This is a genomic window from Pseudoxanthomonas sp. LjRoot206 (assembly GCF_056175725.1).
On sequence record NZ_JBGFFI010000002.1, the window covers coordinates 178,579 to 192,944 of the forward strand.

At 68.6% G+C, this 14,366-nt stretch carries 17 protein-coding genes; 6 read left to right on the top strand and 11 right to left on the bottom strand.

Annotation, left to right across the window (positions count from 1 at the left end; translation table 11 throughout):
• The first annotated feature begins 58 nt into the window (after positions 1 to 58).
• Complete coding sequence (locus AC04MD_RS05520; RefSeq protein WP_475496311.1) at positions 59 to 1,357, top strand: DUF58 domain-containing protein; 1,299 nt, start codon at positions 59 to 61, stop codon at positions 1,355 to 1,357.
• Positions 1,358 to 1,365: 8 nt separating this feature from the next.
• On the top strand, positions 1,366 to 2,388 hold the full coding sequence (locus AC04MD_RS05525) for a DUF4380 domain-containing protein (RefSeq protein ID WP_475496312.1): 1,023 nt from the start codon (positions 1,366 to 1,368) through the stop codon (positions 2,386 to 2,388).
• Between the two features lie 10 nt (positions 2,389 to 2,398).
• On the opposite strand, the gene AC04MD_RS05530 is transcribed toward AC04MD_RS05525, so the two are convergent.
• The 4 genes from AC04MD_RS05530 to aroE form a co-directional block, all read right to left on the bottom strand.
• The gene (locus tag AC04MD_RS05530; protein WP_475496313.1) at positions 2,399 to 3,172 is read right to left on the bottom strand and encodes a ThuA domain-containing protein; all 774 of its coding nucleotides are present in this window, start codon (positions 3,170 to 3,172) and stop codon (positions 2,399 to 2,401) included.
• Positions 3,173 to 3,251: 79 nt separating this feature from the next.
• Entirely contained in the window at positions 3,252 to 3,602 is a 351-nt protein-coding gene (locus AC04MD_RS05535; RefSeq protein WP_475496314.1) for a hypothetical protein, read from the bottom strand.
• Between the two features lie 67 nt (positions 3,603 to 3,669).
• Positions 3,670 to 4,143: a carboxypeptidase-like regulatory domain-containing protein gene (locus AC04MD_RS05540; RefSeq protein ID WP_475496315.1), complete on the bottom strand. Its 474-nt coding sequence runs from the start codon at positions 4,141 to 4,143 to the stop codon at positions 3,670 to 3,672.
• 5 nt (positions 4,144 to 4,148) lie between these two features.
• Positions 4,149 to 4,997, bottom strand: a complete 849-nt coding sequence (aroE, locus tag AC04MD_RS05545) for a shikimate dehydrogenase (RefSeq protein WP_475496316.1) — start codon at positions 4,995 to 4,997, stop codon at positions 4,149 to 4,151.
• 315 nt (positions 4,998 to 5,312) lie between these two features.
• Between aroE and AC04MD_RS05550 the strand changes: the two genes are divergently transcribed.
• On the top strand, positions 5,313 to 6,047 hold the full coding sequence (locus tag AC04MD_RS05550) for an outer membrane beta-barrel protein (RefSeq protein ID WP_475496317.1): 735 nt from the start codon (positions 5,313 to 5,315) through the stop codon (positions 6,045 to 6,047).
• 61 nt (positions 6,048 to 6,108) lie between these two features.
• Here AC04MD_RS05550 and AC04MD_RS05555 read toward each other — a convergent pair whose 3' ends face one another.
• The 4 genes from AC04MD_RS05555 to AC04MD_RS05570 form a co-directional block, all read right to left on the bottom strand.
• On the bottom strand, positions 6,109 to 6,570 hold the full coding sequence (locus AC04MD_RS05555) for a GNAT family N-acetyltransferase (protein ID WP_475496318.1): 462 nt from the start codon (positions 6,568 to 6,570) through the stop codon (positions 6,109 to 6,111).
• 1 nt (position 6,571) lies between these two features.
• Complete coding sequence (gene hemB / locus AC04MD_RS05560) at positions 6,572 to 7,561, bottom strand: porphobilinogen synthase (protein ID WP_475496319.1); 990 nt, start codon at positions 7,559 to 7,561, stop codon at positions 6,572 to 6,574.
• A 97-nt stretch (positions 7,562 to 7,658) separates the two neighbouring features.
• The gene (locus AC04MD_RS05565) at positions 7,659 to 7,907 is read right to left on the bottom strand and encodes a hypothetical protein (RefSeq protein ID WP_475496320.1); all 249 of its coding nucleotides are present in this window, start codon (positions 7,905 to 7,907) and stop codon (positions 7,659 to 7,661) included.
• A gap of 72 nt (positions 7,908 to 7,979) precedes the next feature.
• Complete coding sequence (locus AC04MD_RS05570) at positions 7,980 to 8,999, bottom strand: chorismate transformation FkbO/Hyg5 family protein (RefSeq protein ID WP_475496321.1); 1,020 nt, start codon at positions 8,997 to 8,999, stop codon at positions 7,980 to 7,982.
• A gap of 132 nt (positions 9,000 to 9,131) precedes the next feature.
• On the opposite strand from AC04MD_RS05570, the gene AC04MD_RS05575 reads away from it, so the two are divergent.
• Entirely contained in the window at positions 9,132 to 9,593 is a 462-nt protein-coding gene (locus tag AC04MD_RS05575) for a hypothetical protein (RefSeq protein WP_475496322.1), read from the top strand.
• Between the two features lie 60 nt (positions 9,594 to 9,653).
• On the opposite strand, the gene AC04MD_RS05580 is transcribed toward AC04MD_RS05575, so the two are convergent.
• From AC04MD_RS05580 to AC04MD_RS05590, 3 genes are all read right to left on the bottom strand, one after another.
• A complete protein-coding gene (locus AC04MD_RS05580) occupies positions 9,654 to 10,088 on the bottom strand; it encodes a cytochrome c oxidase assembly factor Coa1 family protein (RefSeq protein ID WP_475496323.1) in 435 nt (144 codons plus the stop codon).
• Positions 10,089 to 10,113: 25 nt separating this feature from the next.
• The gene (locus tag AC04MD_RS05585; protein WP_475496324.1) at positions 10,114 to 12,339 is read right to left on the bottom strand and encodes a S9 family peptidase; all 2,226 of its coding nucleotides are present in this window, start codon (positions 12,337 to 12,339) and stop codon (positions 10,114 to 10,116) included.
• Between the two features lie 66 nt (positions 12,340 to 12,405).
• Entirely contained in the window at positions 12,406 to 13,122 is a 717-nt protein-coding gene (locus AC04MD_RS05590) for a glutathione binding-like protein (RefSeq protein WP_475496325.1), read from the bottom strand.
• Positions 13,123 to 13,232: 110 nt separating this feature from the next.
• Here AC04MD_RS05590 and AC04MD_RS05595 point away from each other — a divergent pair, with 110 nt between their 5' ends.
• Together AC04MD_RS05595 and AC04MD_RS05600 are read left to right on the top strand one after the other, a co-directional pair.
• A complete protein-coding gene (locus AC04MD_RS05595; protein ID WP_475496326.1) occupies positions 13,233 to 13,862 on the top strand; it encodes a TIGR00645 family protein in 630 nt (209 codons plus the stop codon).
• A gap of 3 nt (positions 13,863 to 13,865) precedes the next feature.
• A complete protein-coding gene (locus AC04MD_RS05600; protein ID WP_475496327.1) occupies positions 13,866 to 14,366 on the top strand; it encodes a GNAT family N-acetyltransferase in 501 nt (166 codons plus the stop codon).

Below are 14,366 nucleotides of genomic sequence, written 5' to 3' on the forward strand. Positions count from 1 at the left end.
CGTTCTCCGATTGCCCCCATCCCAGCCTTCCCCCGCAGGCGGGGGAAGGGGCATGTCCATGAGGCCTGCCCCGCTGCTCATCGCCCTGCTCGCCGCCTGGGGACTGGCTGGCCTGGCCGTGCCGTTCCTGGGCTGGCCGCTGTGGCAGTGGCAGCTGGCGGGCGCGGTGTTGCTGGTGCTCGCCGTGCTGGATGCCTGGTGGCTGCGGCGCCAGCCGACCCCGGAGACCGTGCGCGAACTGCCCGAGGCGCTGCCGCTGGGCATCGAGCGCGACGTCGCGTTGTGCTTCGAGTCGCGGGTGCGGCAGCGGCTGGACGTGTTCGACCTGCACCCGGGCGGCTGGGCGTCGACCGGCCTGCCGCGCCGGCTGACGCTGGCGCCGATGTCGGCGACCCGCATCACCTACCGCCTGCGGCCCGCGGCGCGCGGCGATGCGCACTTCGACGGCGTGCAGCTGCGCCTGCGCTCGTCGCTGGCGCTGTGGCGGCAGTCGCGCGTGGCCGGCACGCCACAGCGGGTGCGCGTGTACCCGAACTTCGCGCCGCTGACGCGCTTCGCGCTGTTCAGTGCCGAACAGGCCTCGCGCCTGGTGGGTGCGCACCTCAAGCGACGGCGCGGCGAAGGCACCGACTTCCACCAGATGCGCGAGTACCGCGTCGGCGACAGCCTGCGGCAGGTCGACTGGAAGGCCACCGCGCGCTCGCGCAAGCTGATCTCGCGCGAGTACCAGGACGAGAAGAACCAGCAGCTGGTGATGCTGATCGACACCGGCCGCCGGATGATGGCGCGCGAGGACGAACTCGGCCACTTCGACCATGTGCTGAATGCGTCGCTGGTGGTGTCGTACCTGGCGCTGCGGCAGGGCGACGGCGTGGGCCTGTTCGCCGCCGGTGGCGACAGCCGCTGGGTCGCACCACAGCGCGGCATGGCCGCCATCGATACCCTGCTGCGCGCCAGCTACGACCTGCAGCCGCGCGCGGTCGCCACCGATTACCTGGCCGCCGCCACCGAACTCAGCCTGCGCCAGCGCCGCCGCGCGCTGGTGATGCTGGTCACCAACGTCCGCGACGAGGACATCGACGATCTGCTCGCGGCCGTGCGCCTGCTGCAGAAGCGGCACCTGGTCTGCGTGGCCAGCCTGCGCGAGACCTCGCTGGACGATGCGCTCGACGACGAGGTGCACGACCTGCAGGGCGCGATCCACGCCGGTGCCGTCGCCCGCTACATGGAACAGCGCACGGCGGCGCACGACGCGCTGCGCAGCCATCGCGTGATGGTGCTGGACGTCACCAGCGACGAACTGCCGGCCGCGCTGGTGGAGCGCTACCTGGCGGTGAAACGCGACGGCGTGCTTTAGTGGCGGCCATGCGCACGCTCGCGACGCCCATCTTCCTGTTCGCGCTGTGCGTCCAGGCTACGTCCACGGGTGCCGCAGAGATCGAGCGCATCCGCCTGCAGTCCCCGGATATCGTCGTCAAGATCACGCCGGCACTGGGCGGCCGCGTGCTGCACGTCGGGCGCATCGGCCATCCCAATCTGATCAAGGTCGGCGGGCCGGTAGCGTCGCAGCCCGCGCCGCCGGTCTCCGCGGACGCGGGCGACATCGGCTATCTGGGCCACGACGTATGGTTGGGGCCGCAGAGCAGCTGGTGGTCCGACCAGGAGGCGAATCCGTCGCGCCGCGCGGCGAAGGCGGTGTGGCCGCCGGACCCGTACCTGGCGTCCGCGGAAACGCGGGTGGTCGCGCGTTCGCCCGAGCGGCTGGTGCTGGAGGGCATCGACAGCCCGGTCACCGGCGTGCGGCTGCTGAAGTCGTTCGCGTTCGACCCGGTGGATCAGTCCACCGTCGTGGTGACGGCGACCGCACGCAACATCCGCGGACGTCCCGTCGCACGCGACCTGTGGTTCAACACGCGCACGTCGGCGGCGACGCGCGTCTACGTGCCGGTGGCCGATGCGCACGACGTGCGCGTCGAAGGCGAGGAGGCTGCCTTGCCGGCGTGGCGGATCGAGCAGGGTGTGTTCGCGTTCCAGCACGCACCGCCGGACGTGCCGATGCGCCGCGGCAAGGTGTTCCTGCAGCCGTCCGCAGGCTGGATGGCGGGCTTTGCGCACGGGCAAGCGTTCGTGATCCGCTTCGACCACCAGCCGCGCGCCGCCATCCATCCCGAGCACGGCCAGGTCGAGCTGTATCTGGACCATGCCGGCGACGTCCAGGCCGGCCTGCTGGAAATGGAAGTGCACGCGCCTTTCCGCACCCTCGCCGCCGGCGAGGCGATGCATGCGCAGGAGCGCTGGACGGTGCTGGCCTATGATGGACCCGGGACGCAGGAGGCGGAGCTCGCATTCCTGTGCGAACGTCTGACGCTCTGCGTCGCGACCGACTGATCGCCGCGCATCAGCGCGATGCGTCGACGCCTCTGCCGGTCGCGGTCCACCACAGGCCGCCATAGAGATGTGCCAGGTAAGACGGGTCGTCGTACAACGCCGGCGTGTGCCCCAGTGCGGTGACGAAGACGCGGCCACCGGCATAGGCGTGGTACCAGGCGACCGGATGGTCCTTGCCCATGCCGCGCGCGGTCTGTCCGGGCCAGATACGCGTGGGATCGTAGGTGGATTCGTCCACGCTCAGTACCGTGCGCAGGCCGCCCGTGACGGGGGCGTTGAACTCGTACCATTCGTCCGTCCAGATCCAGCGCGCGGGCAGCCCGAAGGCGGCGGGGAATGCAGGGTCCTCCACGCGCACGGTCGCGGTCTGCACCATCGGGTGGGTGCGGAAGGTCCGTCCTATCAGCCGCTCGAACCAGGGCCAGTCGCCGGGCGGATTGAAGATCAGTGCGCGGTGCACGGCCATCACGCCACCGCCGGCGCGCACATAGGTTTCCAGTTTCGTGCGCTGCTCGCCCTTCAGTTCGTCGCCGGGCGTGTTGAGCAGCACGATGGCGGCGTAAGGCGTCAGGTCGCCATCGAACGGCGTGCCGTTCCACGACCAGGTCAGGTCGAAGCCATGCACCTGCGCCATGCGTTCGAACTGCGGCTTGGCGACCACCGCGTAGTCGTGGTGGTAGCGGTTGGGGATGGCCACCACCAGCACCTTGAACTGGCCCTGCGCCAACGCGGAGGTCGCCAACGAGGCGAGGCAGAGCAGGGTCAGCAGCAGGCGGCGTTTCATCCCGCGATGCTAGCGGGCTCGTGTGTCGCCGGGCGCCGCCACGCTATTCCGTTTTCAACGGCGCCTATGCGGATATCGCCTAGGCCGTGCGCGTGGCCTGCATGGCCTTGCAGGCGCCCCAGGCCAGCATGACCAGGCCGGCCGCGGAGACGATGCCGATCAGCATGCCGAACGCGCTGAACAGCCCCATCATGCCGCTCACCGATGCGTAGCCGTCGGTGGCGTTGTTGATCACCCACGCCTGCCACACGCTCATCGCGCCGCGCAGCGCGGTGGTCAGCAGCATCAGCGAAATGCCGGCCAGCGCCAGCTTTCGGCCCGGCGCCGGTGGCGCCCACATCGCCAGCATCGCGGCACCGGCCACGCAGGCCAGCAGGTCGGGAAGCTGGTAGCCGAGCATCGTCAGCATCTGGGTGAGGAATCCGTCCATGCAGTCGCTCCGTTATGGGAAAGCACAAGCCTAGCTTCTTGATCGCGCTTTCGCACGATGCAGGCAATTATTCGATGACGAGATCCAGTGCCGGCAGCCAGAGATGCTTCGCCACCTCCAAGCGCGATGAGGCCGAGTGCCCATGCTCGTTGTAGGCATCGACCTCGATATAGGTGGGCCCAACGGTCCCGCACATGCCCAACACTCCCGACAACATGTGCAACGTCGAGTAAGGCACTGCAAGCACGTAATTGCCGCTGTCGTCGGAACGCGTCACGGCGGGTCCCGCGCGCGCACTACCCTCATTCCAGTAAGCCTGCACGAAAGCGTGCGGGATAGGCGACCCTTCCGGATCGGCGACTCTGCCGTGCAGTCGATAATCGATGCCTTCGCAGCCGGGACGCTTCTCGAGCTCCGCCGTACCATCGCGTCCATCACGTGCGGCGAATGGCGCGGGGCCCAGCGACTCGCCAGCCGCAGGTACCGATGCCAGGCTCAGCGCCACAGATACCACCCTCGCAATGGCAATTGGAAGGGTCACGCCCCTCAATCCGCCGTCACCAGCACCTTGTCCTTGCCGCGCAGCGCGGCGTAGACGGCATCCGTCTCGGGCCGCACGCCATGCCATTGCTCGAAGGCTTCGGCCGCCTGCTCCACCAGCATGCCCAGCCCGTCTACCGCATCGTGGCAACCGGCGGCGCGCGCCCAGGCGAGGAACGGGATCGCCGCTTCGCCGTAGTTGAGATCGACCGCCAGCGTGCGCGGCGTGGCCAGGGGGAAGGGCAGGGTGAACGCGCCCTGGTCCTGGCGCGCGGCGGACGTCGCATTGACGATCAGCGAGAAGTCGCCGAGGTCGCGCAGGTCGTCCCAATAGCGCGAGTGCGCGCGGTCCGGTTCGCCCAGCGCATCGGCCAGCGCGTCCGCGCGGTCCGCCGTGCGGTTGACGATGATCAGTTCGCTGATGCCGGCATCCAGCAAGGCGGGTGCCACGCCGCGTGCCGCGCCGCCGGCACCGAGCAGCAGCGCGCGACGTGCGCGCAGGTCCAGGCCGTGGCGCTCCGTGAGGTCGCGGACCAGGCCGGCGCCGTCGGTGTTGTCGCCATGCCACTGGCCGTCGTTGCGGGTCAGCGTGTTGACCGCGCCGGCGCGGCGGGCGCGGTCGCTGGCCCGCGCACAGATCGCGAAGGCCGCTTCCTTCAACGGCAGGGTGACGTTCGCGCCTGCACCACTCTCGCCGGCGAAACGGTCGAGGGTGGCGACGAAGTCGTGCGCCGGGGTGTCGATGGCGGTGTATTCCAGCGCGATCCCGACCTGCTGCGCGAACGCGGCATGGATGCGCGGCGACAGCGAATGGGCGACGGGATGGCCGAAGACGGCGTAGCGTTGGCTCGACATGGCACGGTACCCCGTCTGCTGGCGTTCGCCGCAGTCTACCCCGCGTCGCCGCCCGCTTGACAGGCTGCGCCCTGCGCTGCACTGTGCCGCCGCCGAAGGGGGTGTGCCAGGGAGCAAGGCGACAGGCAGGCGGACTGGGGAGTCCGGCCGCCTTCCATCGAACTCTGCCACTGCGACGACGTGCGTCGACCGGGAACGGAGCGACGGCGCGCCCATGCATGCGCCCCGTCGGCATGGTCGTCCGCACACCACCGATCCGCCCCGCCGGTACCGCAAGGACGCGGGGAATCCATCACTACCGAAAGGGAGAACACCATGAAGCCGATGTTCCGCTACCTGCCGCTCGCACTCGCGGCCTTCGCCCTGCACGCCCAGGCGCAGTCCGTCTCGCCGGCATACGAAGCGTTCCGCAAGAAGGAAACCACGCAGCCCGCGCCGGCCCAGCCTGCGGCGCCGACCGCGCAGCCGGCCGCATCGACGCCCGCACCGCCGGCGCCTGCGTATGCCGCACCCGCGCCTTACGTCGCGCCCGCGACGGCCCCCGAGGCTGAGGAGAACGGCGGCTTCTTCGTCGGCCTGCAGGCCGGTCAGGGCTGGATCTACGAAGACGTCGAGCAGGACGCCGTGGCCGTGAGTGCCGGCTACCGCTGGCAGGCCGGTCCGTGGACGCAGGTCGGCGTCGAACTGTCGGGTGGTCGCCTGGACAGCACCGACTACCGCGGTTACGAGGTGTCAAAGGCGGACTACAAGGCGATCGGTGCCAATGCCCGCATGAACTTCGGCGACAGCCCGTGGTTCGCGACCGTGCGCGGCGGCTACTTCGATGCCGAGCAGGAGTACTCCGACAGCACATTCTCCACGGATGGCGGCTACGCGGGCTTCGCCATCGGTGTGGACATCAACCGCCATGTCAACATCAGTCTGGGCTACACCGCCTTCGTCTACGCCGACGACTACGCGGACGAGGACTGCGACGACGATGACTACGGCTATGACTGCGATTTCAACCGTGCCGACATGGTGATGCTGGGCGTCGAAGCCCGCTTCTGATGGCAGAGACGAAACGGGAGCCGCGAGGCTCCCGTTTTACTTGTGCCGATGGATGGCCTGCTCAGGCGTCCGCCGGCCGCGTCAGTCGTCGCACGTAGACGTGCTGGGTCTTGGCCAATCCAAAGCCGGCGGACGGATAGAACGCATGCGATTCCGGTCGCAGGATGTTGGAACGCACGAAGACGTCGTGGCCGCCCCGGTCGCGGATCCAGTCGCAGGCCGCGCCCACCAGCCGTTGGCCCAGGCCGAGGCGTCGCGCACGCGGATCGACGATCAGCGCCGTGATCTCGGCGCGGTCCCCGAACTCGATCATCAGCCGCCACTCCGCGGCCACCATGCCCAGCAGGTCGCCGTCGTCGTCCGATGAGGCCGCGACCCTCACCGCGTGCGCCGGCGATGCGAGCAGGTGGGCCAAACGCACCGCCATCCTGTCACCGTCGACCGGGTAGGCGAGCAGCGTGCACAGGCGCGCCAGTTCGCCCGCATCGTCATGCCGCGCATCGCGGATGACGACGGAGGTCATGTCAGCCGTCCCGCAACCAGCGCGCCGCATCCAGCGCGAAGTAGGTCAGCACGCCGTCGGCGCCGGCGCGCTTGAACGCCGTCAGTGCCTCCAGCGCGCAGGCCTTCTCGTCCAGCCAGCCATTGGCGGCCGCCGCCTTGATCATCGCGTACTCGCCGCTGACCTGGTAGGCGAACGTCGGCACGCCGAACTCGTCCTTCACCCGTCGGATCACGTCCAGGTAAGGCAGGCCCGGCTTGACCATCACCATGTCGGCGCCTTCCTCCAGGTCCAGCGCGATCTCGTGCAGCGCTTCGTTGGAGTTGGCCGGATCCATCTGGTAGGTGAACTTGTTGCCCTTGCCGAGGTTGCCGGCGCTGCCCACCGCGCTGCGGAACGGGCCGTAGAACGCGCTGGCGTACTTGGCGGCGTACGACATGATGCGGGTGTTGATGTAGCCGGCGTTCTCGAGCGCCGCGCGGATCGCACCGATGCGGCCGTCCATCATGTCGCTGGGCGACAGGATGTCGACGCCCGCGGCGGCATGCGCCAGCGATTGCTTCACCAGTGCTTCGATCGTCTCGTCGTTGAGGATGTAGCCGGTGTCGTCGATCAGGCCGTCCTGGCCGTGCGTGGTGTACGGATCCAGCGCCTGGTCGCTCATCACCCCGAGTTCGGGGAAGCGCGACTTCAGCGCACGGATCGCACGCGGAATGATGCCGTCCTCGGCCCAGGCGATGCGGCCGTCGGCGGTCTTCGCTGACGGATCCGGCACGCCGAACAGATCCAGCACCGGCACGCCCAGCTCCAGCGCCTGTTCGCCCACGCGCAGCAGCTCGTCGATCGACAGGCGCTCGACGCCCGGCATCGACGCGACCGGCGAGCGACCTTTTTCCTCATGCACGAACACGGGATAGATCAGGTCGTTGGTGGTCAGCACGTGCTCGCGCATCAGGCGACGCGAAAAGTCGTCGCGGCGCATGCGGCGGGGGCGGATATGGGGGTAGGCCATCACGGGCTCCTGGCAGAGCGGCGAATGATACGCCGGTGGCTCCCGGGCGAGCCTGCGACAGGCGGTCGCAGCGCGGAACGCTGCGTCCGCGAAAGCATCAGAGGAAGCCGCCGCCCAGCGACAGCCGGAAGATGGCCACGACGATGACGATGCTGTTCAACACCAGTCCGGTCTTGGCGCGGCCGCGGTGCTGGGTGCGGGTGAACAGGATGCCGATGGCGGCGATGATCGCGCCGACCGCCGCGAACGGGATCAGCAGCCAGTTGGTGATCCCGATCACCGGAATCAGCGCCAGCACCATCCACAGCATCGCCACGATGCCCCACAGCAGGCTGATCAGTCCCATCGAACGGTCTCCAGAGTGTGGCGCGCGGTGCGGCGCCTCATGGCCCCACTATGCGGATGCGCGACAGGCGCTTCAAGCGCCCACGCCGTGCATGCCCTCGATCTCGACCAGCAGTTCGCGGCGGCAGACGTCGGCGTGCAGCATCAGCCAGGGCACCCGGGTGCCGAGGCGCGCTTCGAGTTGCGCGGCGACGGCATCGGCGTCGGCCGCATCGCTGACATAGACCTTGAGGCGCGAGCTGGGATCGAGGTGCGGCGACAGCGAGGGCGCGTGCTCGCGCGCCGCACCGAGCAGGCTGTCGAGGTTGGTCAGGGTTTCGTCGAGCTGCGCGCGCAGCGAGTCCGCATGCTGCGATGCGTGGCCGACGATGCTGGCCGTGCCCGAGAGCAGCAGCGGCATGCTCGGCGAGGGCGGCAGCAAGGCGCGCGCGAAGCTGGGCGACTGCGGGCCGTATTCGCGTGGATAACGGTAGGCGCTGACTTGGCGCGGATTCTCCAGCGGCAGGCCGGGCTCGCGCGCGGCCAGCCAGTACACCTGCAGCACGCGGCGCCCATCCCGGCTGCCGATCGCGGTCGCGGCCGGCAGCACGCGCGTGTCGACATCGCCCAGCCCCTGCACGCGGCCGACGCAGAACTGCCGGTAGCGCTCGGCATCGCCGTTGCCGTCGGTGATCGCGTCGAAGTAGTTCCAGATCCGCAGCAGGTGCGGGTAGCCGCTGTCGCGCCAGAACGCTGACATCGCCGCATAGGCGTATGCGCTGGCATGCAGGATGCCGCCTTCGGGTTCTTCCCACTCCACCACGCCGAACATCAGGCTGCCGTCGTGGCTGTAGCGCACGGCGCCGTCGCGACCCGTCGTGACCGGACCGGAGGCGCGCCAGACCTCGTACGGCGCGGCCGCTTCACGCAGCGGCGACAACGGCACGCGCAGGTAGCGGGGATCGTCGATGGCCGAGGTGGCCGGCGCCAGTGCGCCGAAGCCGAACACCGCCAGGATCTCCGGCAGGCCCAGCAGCGCCTGCGGCGAGGGGGCATGGATGTAGTCGACGGCCAGCCGCTGGGGCGCGGATGGATGGTCGGGGGCGGAGCTCATCGTGCGGGAAACGGGGGCATGGTCAGGGCGAAATGATAACCCGCCCATCCCGTCACGCCCCGAGCCTCCGGGCTGTGCCAGTATTCAGCCGCAGCGGCGGAAGATCGCCGCAGGCCCACGGGAGAAGCCGCCATGTCGTTTCGCATCGCTACCGTCGTGTTCGCCGCCCTGCTGGCCAGCGGGTGTGCCAGCAGCTCCAAGGTCATGCTGGGCCAGGCACGCGCGCCCGTCGATCCTGCCCAGGTGCAGGTCTATCGCGTCCCGCCCGCGGGCTCGCTCGAAATCGCGCAGCTTGAATCCAAGAGCGCGGTCGGTTTCGGTACGCAGGGCCAGACCGACGCGGCCGTGGCCCGCCTGAAGCGTGAAGCCGCCGCGCTGGGTGCGAACGGCATCGTGCTGCTGGGCGTGGGCTCCAGCGGCTCGCCGGTCGGCATGTCGGTCGGTGCGGGCAGCTACGGCCGCCACTCCGGCGGTGGCCTCAGCATGGGCATCCCGACCACGCAGAAGCAGGCCGCGGGCGTGGCGATCTATGTGCCGCCGGGGACGGTGGTGGAGCCGGGGCTGGTGGTGCCGGATCCCGCCGCGAAGCCCTGAGGCTGTCCCGCAGAGCGGCAAACGCGAAGGCGGCCGAGGGCCGCCTTCGTCGTTGAGGAATCAGGGAGACGCCGACGCTGCAAGCCCTTCCAGTACGATCCGCTCGCCGCCATCCACGTTCATCGCCAGCGTCTCGTAGCGCCATTCGCCGGCGCGCTTCTCGGCCACGACGTAGAGCGTGCCGTCGGCGCGCGGGCCGTCGAGGGGAATCGCTAGGTCGGCTTCGCCGCTGGCTCCGCTGGTGCTGATGTTTCCCTGTACGAACCAGCCCGCACGGATCGGTTCGCCGAGCGCGGCGATGACGGCAGGGTCGGACTGCGCACGCGTGAGGGCTTGCTGATAGGCGACCGAGGACTTGATCGCCCCCAGCAGCAGCGCTACGCCGCCGAGGGCGAGCGCGGCGAACAGCGTCAGCAGCACCGCCGCCAGCACCGGCACGAACCACTTCCAGTTGCGTTGCCACCAGTTGGGTTGGGCGGGGATGTGCGTCGACATCGCGGTGCTCCTGGGTTGTGTGGAATCAGGGCTTCAGGCAGCGGGCGAAGAAATCCTCGGTCAACCGGTAGCGGTGCAGCAGGTCGCTGCCGCGCAGGCCGTGCTTGGCGCCCGGATAGGTCATCAGCTCGAACGGCGTGCCGCGCTTCTGCAGGTCGCTCATCAGCTTGGTCGAATTGCTGAAGAGGACGTTGTCGTCGGCCATGCCGTGGATCAGCAGCAGCTTGGAACGCAGACCGTCCAGGTGGGTGAACACGCTGGCTTCGCGGTAGCCGGCCTCGTTCGCCTTCGGCAGGTCCATGTAGCGTTCGGTGTAGTGGGTGTCGTACAGCGCCCAGTCGGTGACCGGTGCGCCCGACACGCCGCAGGCGTAGGCCTCGCTGTGCTTTGCGAGCAGCATCAGCGTCATGTAGCCGCCGTTCGACCAGCCGTGCACGCCGATGCGCGCCGGGTCGACGAAGGGCTGCGCCTTCAGCCATTCGATGCCGCGCAGCTGGTCGTCCACTTCCACCGTGCCCTGCTTGCCGTACAGCGCGCCACCGAAGGCCGCGCCACGGCGCGGCGTGCCGCGGTTGTCCAGCGAGAACACCACATAGCCCTGCTGGGCCAGGTACTGGTTGAAGAACGCGTCGCTGCGGCCCGGCCAGGCGCGGGTGACGGTCTGTGCGGCGGGGCCGCCATAGACGAACACGACGACGGGGTACTTCTTCTTCGGGTCGAAGTTGGCGGGCTTGATCAGGCTGTAGTGCAGCGGCGTCTTGCCGTCCGCCGCCGTCAGCGTGCCGAACCTGGTCGGCTGATGCGCGGCGAGGTACTTCGCATAAGGATGGTCCGCGTCTGTGGCTTCGTTCCGCAGCAGCGTCGCCAGCTTGGTGCCATCGGCCTTGAACAGTTCGATCTGCGGTAGCACGGTGTCGCTGGACCAGCTGTCGACGAAGACGCTGGCGTTGCGCGCGAAGCTGGCGGCATGCACGCCCGGCGCCTGCGTGAGACGGCGCGGCTCGCCGCCGGCCAGCGGGACGGCATAGACGTGCGTCTCGGTCGCGCCGTCGCGCGTGCCGCTGACGTAGGCCAGGCCCTGGTCTTCGTCCACCGCCAACAGGCTGTCGACGACCCAATCACCGTGGGTCAGCTGCGACAGCGCCGCCCCTTCCTCGGACGCGAGGTAGAGATGCTCGAACCCATGGCGTTCGGACGACCACAGGAAGCGTCCGTTCTTCAGGAAGCGCAGGTCGTTGTGCAGCGGTACCCATGTCTTCGACGTCTCGGTCACCAGCGTGCGCTGCTTGCCGGTCGCCAGCGTGGTCTCGATCAGTTCGAGCTTTTTCTGGTCGCGCGACTGGCGCTGGAAGGTCAGGCGCTGCGAGTCGCGCCAGTCCACGCGGGCCAGGTAGATGTCCTGCTCGGCACCCGGGTCGATCCACTGCGGCTTCGCGGCCGCCTTCGGCGCGATCACGCCCAGCCGCACCAGCACGTTGCGGTCGCCGGCTGCCGGATAGCGCTGCTCGATCACCTCGGTGCGGTCGGGATAGACCTCGTAGCGCTTCTGCACCGGTACCGGCGTTTCGTCGATGCGCGCGAAGGCGACGGCCGAATCGTCCGGCGCCCACCAGTAGCCGGTGTGGCGATCCATTTCCTCGTCGGCGACGAACTCGGCCACGCCGTTGCCGATCGTGTCGCTGCCATCCCGGGTCAGTTGTACTTCCTCGCCCTTGGACAGATCGACGACCCACAGGTTGCGGTCGCGGATGAAGCTGACGAAGCCGCCCTTCGGCGAGATCTTCGGGTCGGTGGCGAAGCCGCCACCGCTCGTCAGCTTGCGTACCGCGTCCTTGCCCGACCTGGACAGGTCGTAGAAGTACAGCTCGCCGCCGAGGGGAAACAGCAGCGCCTTGCCGTCCGGCGACCACTGGTAGTCGACGATGCCGGACAGCGCGGCGATGCGCTGGCGCTCGCGGCGCGCTTTTTCTTCGTCGCTCAGCACTTCCTCGCCCGGCAGCACCACCGACGAATCCACCAGCAGGCGTGTCTGCCCGCTGGCGATGTCGTACTCCCACAGGTCCAGCCGGTTGCGGTCGCTGTCCTTGCCGCGCAGGAAGGTCACCCGCGAGCCGTCCGGCGCGACCTGCGGCCTGGTCAGCGTGGCGCCGGTCAGCGGCGCACTGCCGGTGATGGCTTCCAGCGTGAGTTTTTCGGCGTGGGCGGGCAGGGTGGTGGCGAGGGTCATCAGGGCGAACAGGGCAAGGCGCATCGGATTTCTCGGGCGGCGGGGCCGGTCAGGCCCAGGATTATGCCGCGAACCCCCGGCGCCGGTGCCTCAGGCCTTGGGCGCGCCCTGGCCGAACAGGTGCTTGCGCTCCTCGTCGGTCAACGGCTTGCCGGCATCGGGATTCACCTGTGTCTTCAGCGCGTAGGCGCGCTGCACGGCAGGCCGCGCAGCGATGTCGGCCTGCCAGCGCAGCAGGTGCGGATACGGCGAGAGGTCCAGCGGCGCCTTGTCGTAGGCATTAATCCACGGGTGGATCGCCATGTCGGCGATGCTGTAGTCGTCACCCGCCACACAGGCGTGCTTCGCCAGTTGCGTGTCCAGCACGCCGAGCAGGCGCTGCACTTCGCGGGTGTAGCGGTCGATGGCGTAGGGGATCCTTTCCGGCGCGTAGACCGTGAAATGACCGTACTGTCCGGTCATCGGCCCCAGGCCGGCCATCTGCCACATCAGCCACTCGTTCACTGCCACTTTCTGGCGGACGTCATTACCGAAGAAGCGGCCGGCCTTGTTGGCCAGGTACAGCAGGATGGCGCCGGATTCGAACACGCTGAGCGGTTCGCCGCCGTCGGCAGGCGCGTGGTCGATGATCGCCGGCATCTTGTTGTTGGGCGAGAACGCGAGGTAGTCGGGCTTGAACTGGTCGCCCTTGCCGATGTTCACCGGCACGATGCGGTAATCGAGCTTGGCGCCGGCCTCGGCGAGCTCTTCCAGCAACAGCGTGATCTTGTGGCCGTTCGGGGTGGGCCAGTAATACAGATCGATCATGACGGGGTCCGCGAGAGGGGGATGCGCCGGAGTCTAGCGCCCCGGACCGACTTGGCAGCGTCAGATCCGGCCAGTACCCTGCGCCATCCTTGGAAAAGATCGTTCCCGACATGACCGAACCGAAATCCACACGCCTGGGTCCGTTGCCAGCCCTGATCTTCAGTTCGCGCTGGCTGCAGCTGCCGCTGTACCTGGGTCTGATCGTGGCGCAGGGCGTTTATGTGGTCCTGTTCCTGAAAGAGCTGTGGCATCTGGTCCACGGCGCGACCAGCCTGAGTGAGCAGGACATCATGCTGTTGGTGCTGGGGCTGATCGATGTGGTGATGATCTCCAACCTGCTGATGATGGTGATCGTCGGCGGCTACGAGACGTTCGTCTCGCGCATGGGGCTGGAAAAGCACCCCGATCAGCCGGAATGGCTAAGCCACGTCAACGCATCGGTCCTGAAGGTCAAGCTGGCGATGGCGATCATCGGCATCTCGTCCATCCACCTGCTGAAAACGTTCATCGGCGCCAGTGCGCTCGGCGGTCTGCCGCTGTGCGGCACGCCGGCAGCGTTCGCGGCGGCAGAGGCGGCCAAGGTGGCCGGATGGGTGGCGAAAACCTGCAGCGACTTCACGCCGACCGGGGTGATGTGGCAAACCATCATCCACGCCATCTTCATCCTGTCGGCCATGGGTATCGCCTACACGGACAAGCTGATGAGCAATGGCGCGACGTCCAAGCACGCCGTCCACTAACCCGTGGCGGCCGAACCGCTGATCCGCGATGCGGTCGATGGCGATATCGACGCCATCGTCGCCTTGAACACGGCCGAGGTCCGCCACACCAGCCCGATGGATGCGGACAGGCTGCGCCAGTTGGCGTCCCTGTCCGCCTACCATCGCGTCGCGGTGCTGGAGGGGCGCGTGGTCGCCTTCCTGCTGGTGATGCGCGCGGGTGCGGATTACCGCAACGACAACTTCGCCTGGTTCGCCGAGCGCCATCCCGATTTCCTCTACGTGGACCGCATCGTCGTGGACGCGGCGGTCCAGGGGCACCGGCTGGGCTCGCGGCTGTACGCCGACCTGTTCGCCTTCGCCCGGGAACGCGGCATCCCGCGCATCACCTGCGAGTTCAACGTGGTCCCGCCGAACGAGCCCTCGCGCCTGTTCCATGCGCGGCACGGTTTCGTCGAGGCAGGCAGGCAGTGGCTGGACGATGGCCGCAAGCAGGTCTCGATGCAGGTCGCCGAGCTTGCCTGA

Bases quoted from the DNA above. Each gene is read 5' to 3' on its own strand.
- AC04MD_RS05520 (WP_475496311.1), top strand. From the start codon at position 59: ATGAGGCCTGCCCCGCTGCTCATCGCCCTGCTCGCCGCCTGGGGACTG.
- AC04MD_RS05525 (WP_475496312.1), top strand. From the start codon at position 1,366: ATGCGCACGCTCGCGACGCCCATCTTCCTGTTCGCGCTGTGCGTCCAG.
- AC04MD_RS05530 (WP_475496313.1), bottom strand. From the start codon at position 3,172: ATGAAACGCCGCCTGCTGCTGACCCTGCTCTGCCTCGCCTCGTTGGCG.
- AC04MD_RS05535 (WP_475496314.1), bottom strand. From the start codon at position 3,602: ATGGACGGATTCCTCACCCAGATGCTGACGATGCTCGGCTACCAGCTT.
- aroE (WP_475496316.1), bottom strand. From the start codon at position 4,997: ATGTCGAGCCAACGCTACGCCGTCTTCGGCCATCCCGTCGCCCATTCG.
- AC04MD_RS05550 (WP_475496317.1), top strand. From the start codon at position 5,313: ATGAAGCCGATGTTCCGCTACCTGCCGCTCGCACTCGCGGCCTTCGCC.
- AC04MD_RS05555 (WP_475496318.1), bottom strand. From the start codon at position 6,570: ATGACCTCCGTCGTCATCCGCGATGCGCGGCATGACGATGCGGGCGAA.
- hemB (WP_475496319.1), bottom strand. From the start codon at position 7,561: ATGGCCTACCCCCATATCCGCCCCCGCCGCATGCGCCGCGACGACTTT.
- AC04MD_RS05565 (WP_475496320.1), bottom strand. From the start codon at position 7,907: ATGGGACTGATCAGCCTGCTGTGGGGCATCGTGGCGATGCTGTGGATG.
- AC04MD_RS05570 (WP_475496321.1), bottom strand. From the start codon at position 8,999: ATGAGCTCCGCCCCCGACCATCCATCCGCGCCCCAGCGGCTGGCCGTC.
- AC04MD_RS05575 (WP_475496322.1), top strand. From the start codon at position 9,132: ATGTCGTTTCGCATCGCTACCGTCGTGTTCGCCGCCCTGCTGGCCAGC.
- AC04MD_RS05580 (WP_475496323.1), bottom strand. From the start codon at position 10,088: ATGTCGACGCACATCCCCGCCCAACCCAACTGGTGGCAACGCAACTGG.
- AC04MD_RS05585 (WP_475496324.1), bottom strand. From the start codon at position 12,339: ATGCGCCTTGCCCTGTTCGCCCTGATGACCCTCGCCACCACCCTGCCC.
- AC04MD_RS05590 (WP_475496325.1), bottom strand. From the start codon at position 13,122: ATGATCGATCTGTATTACTGGCCCACCCCGAACGGCCACAAGATCACG.
- AC04MD_RS05595 (WP_475496326.1), top strand. From the start codon at position 13,233: ATGACCGAACCGAAATCCACACGCCTGGGTCCGTTGCCAGCCCTGATC.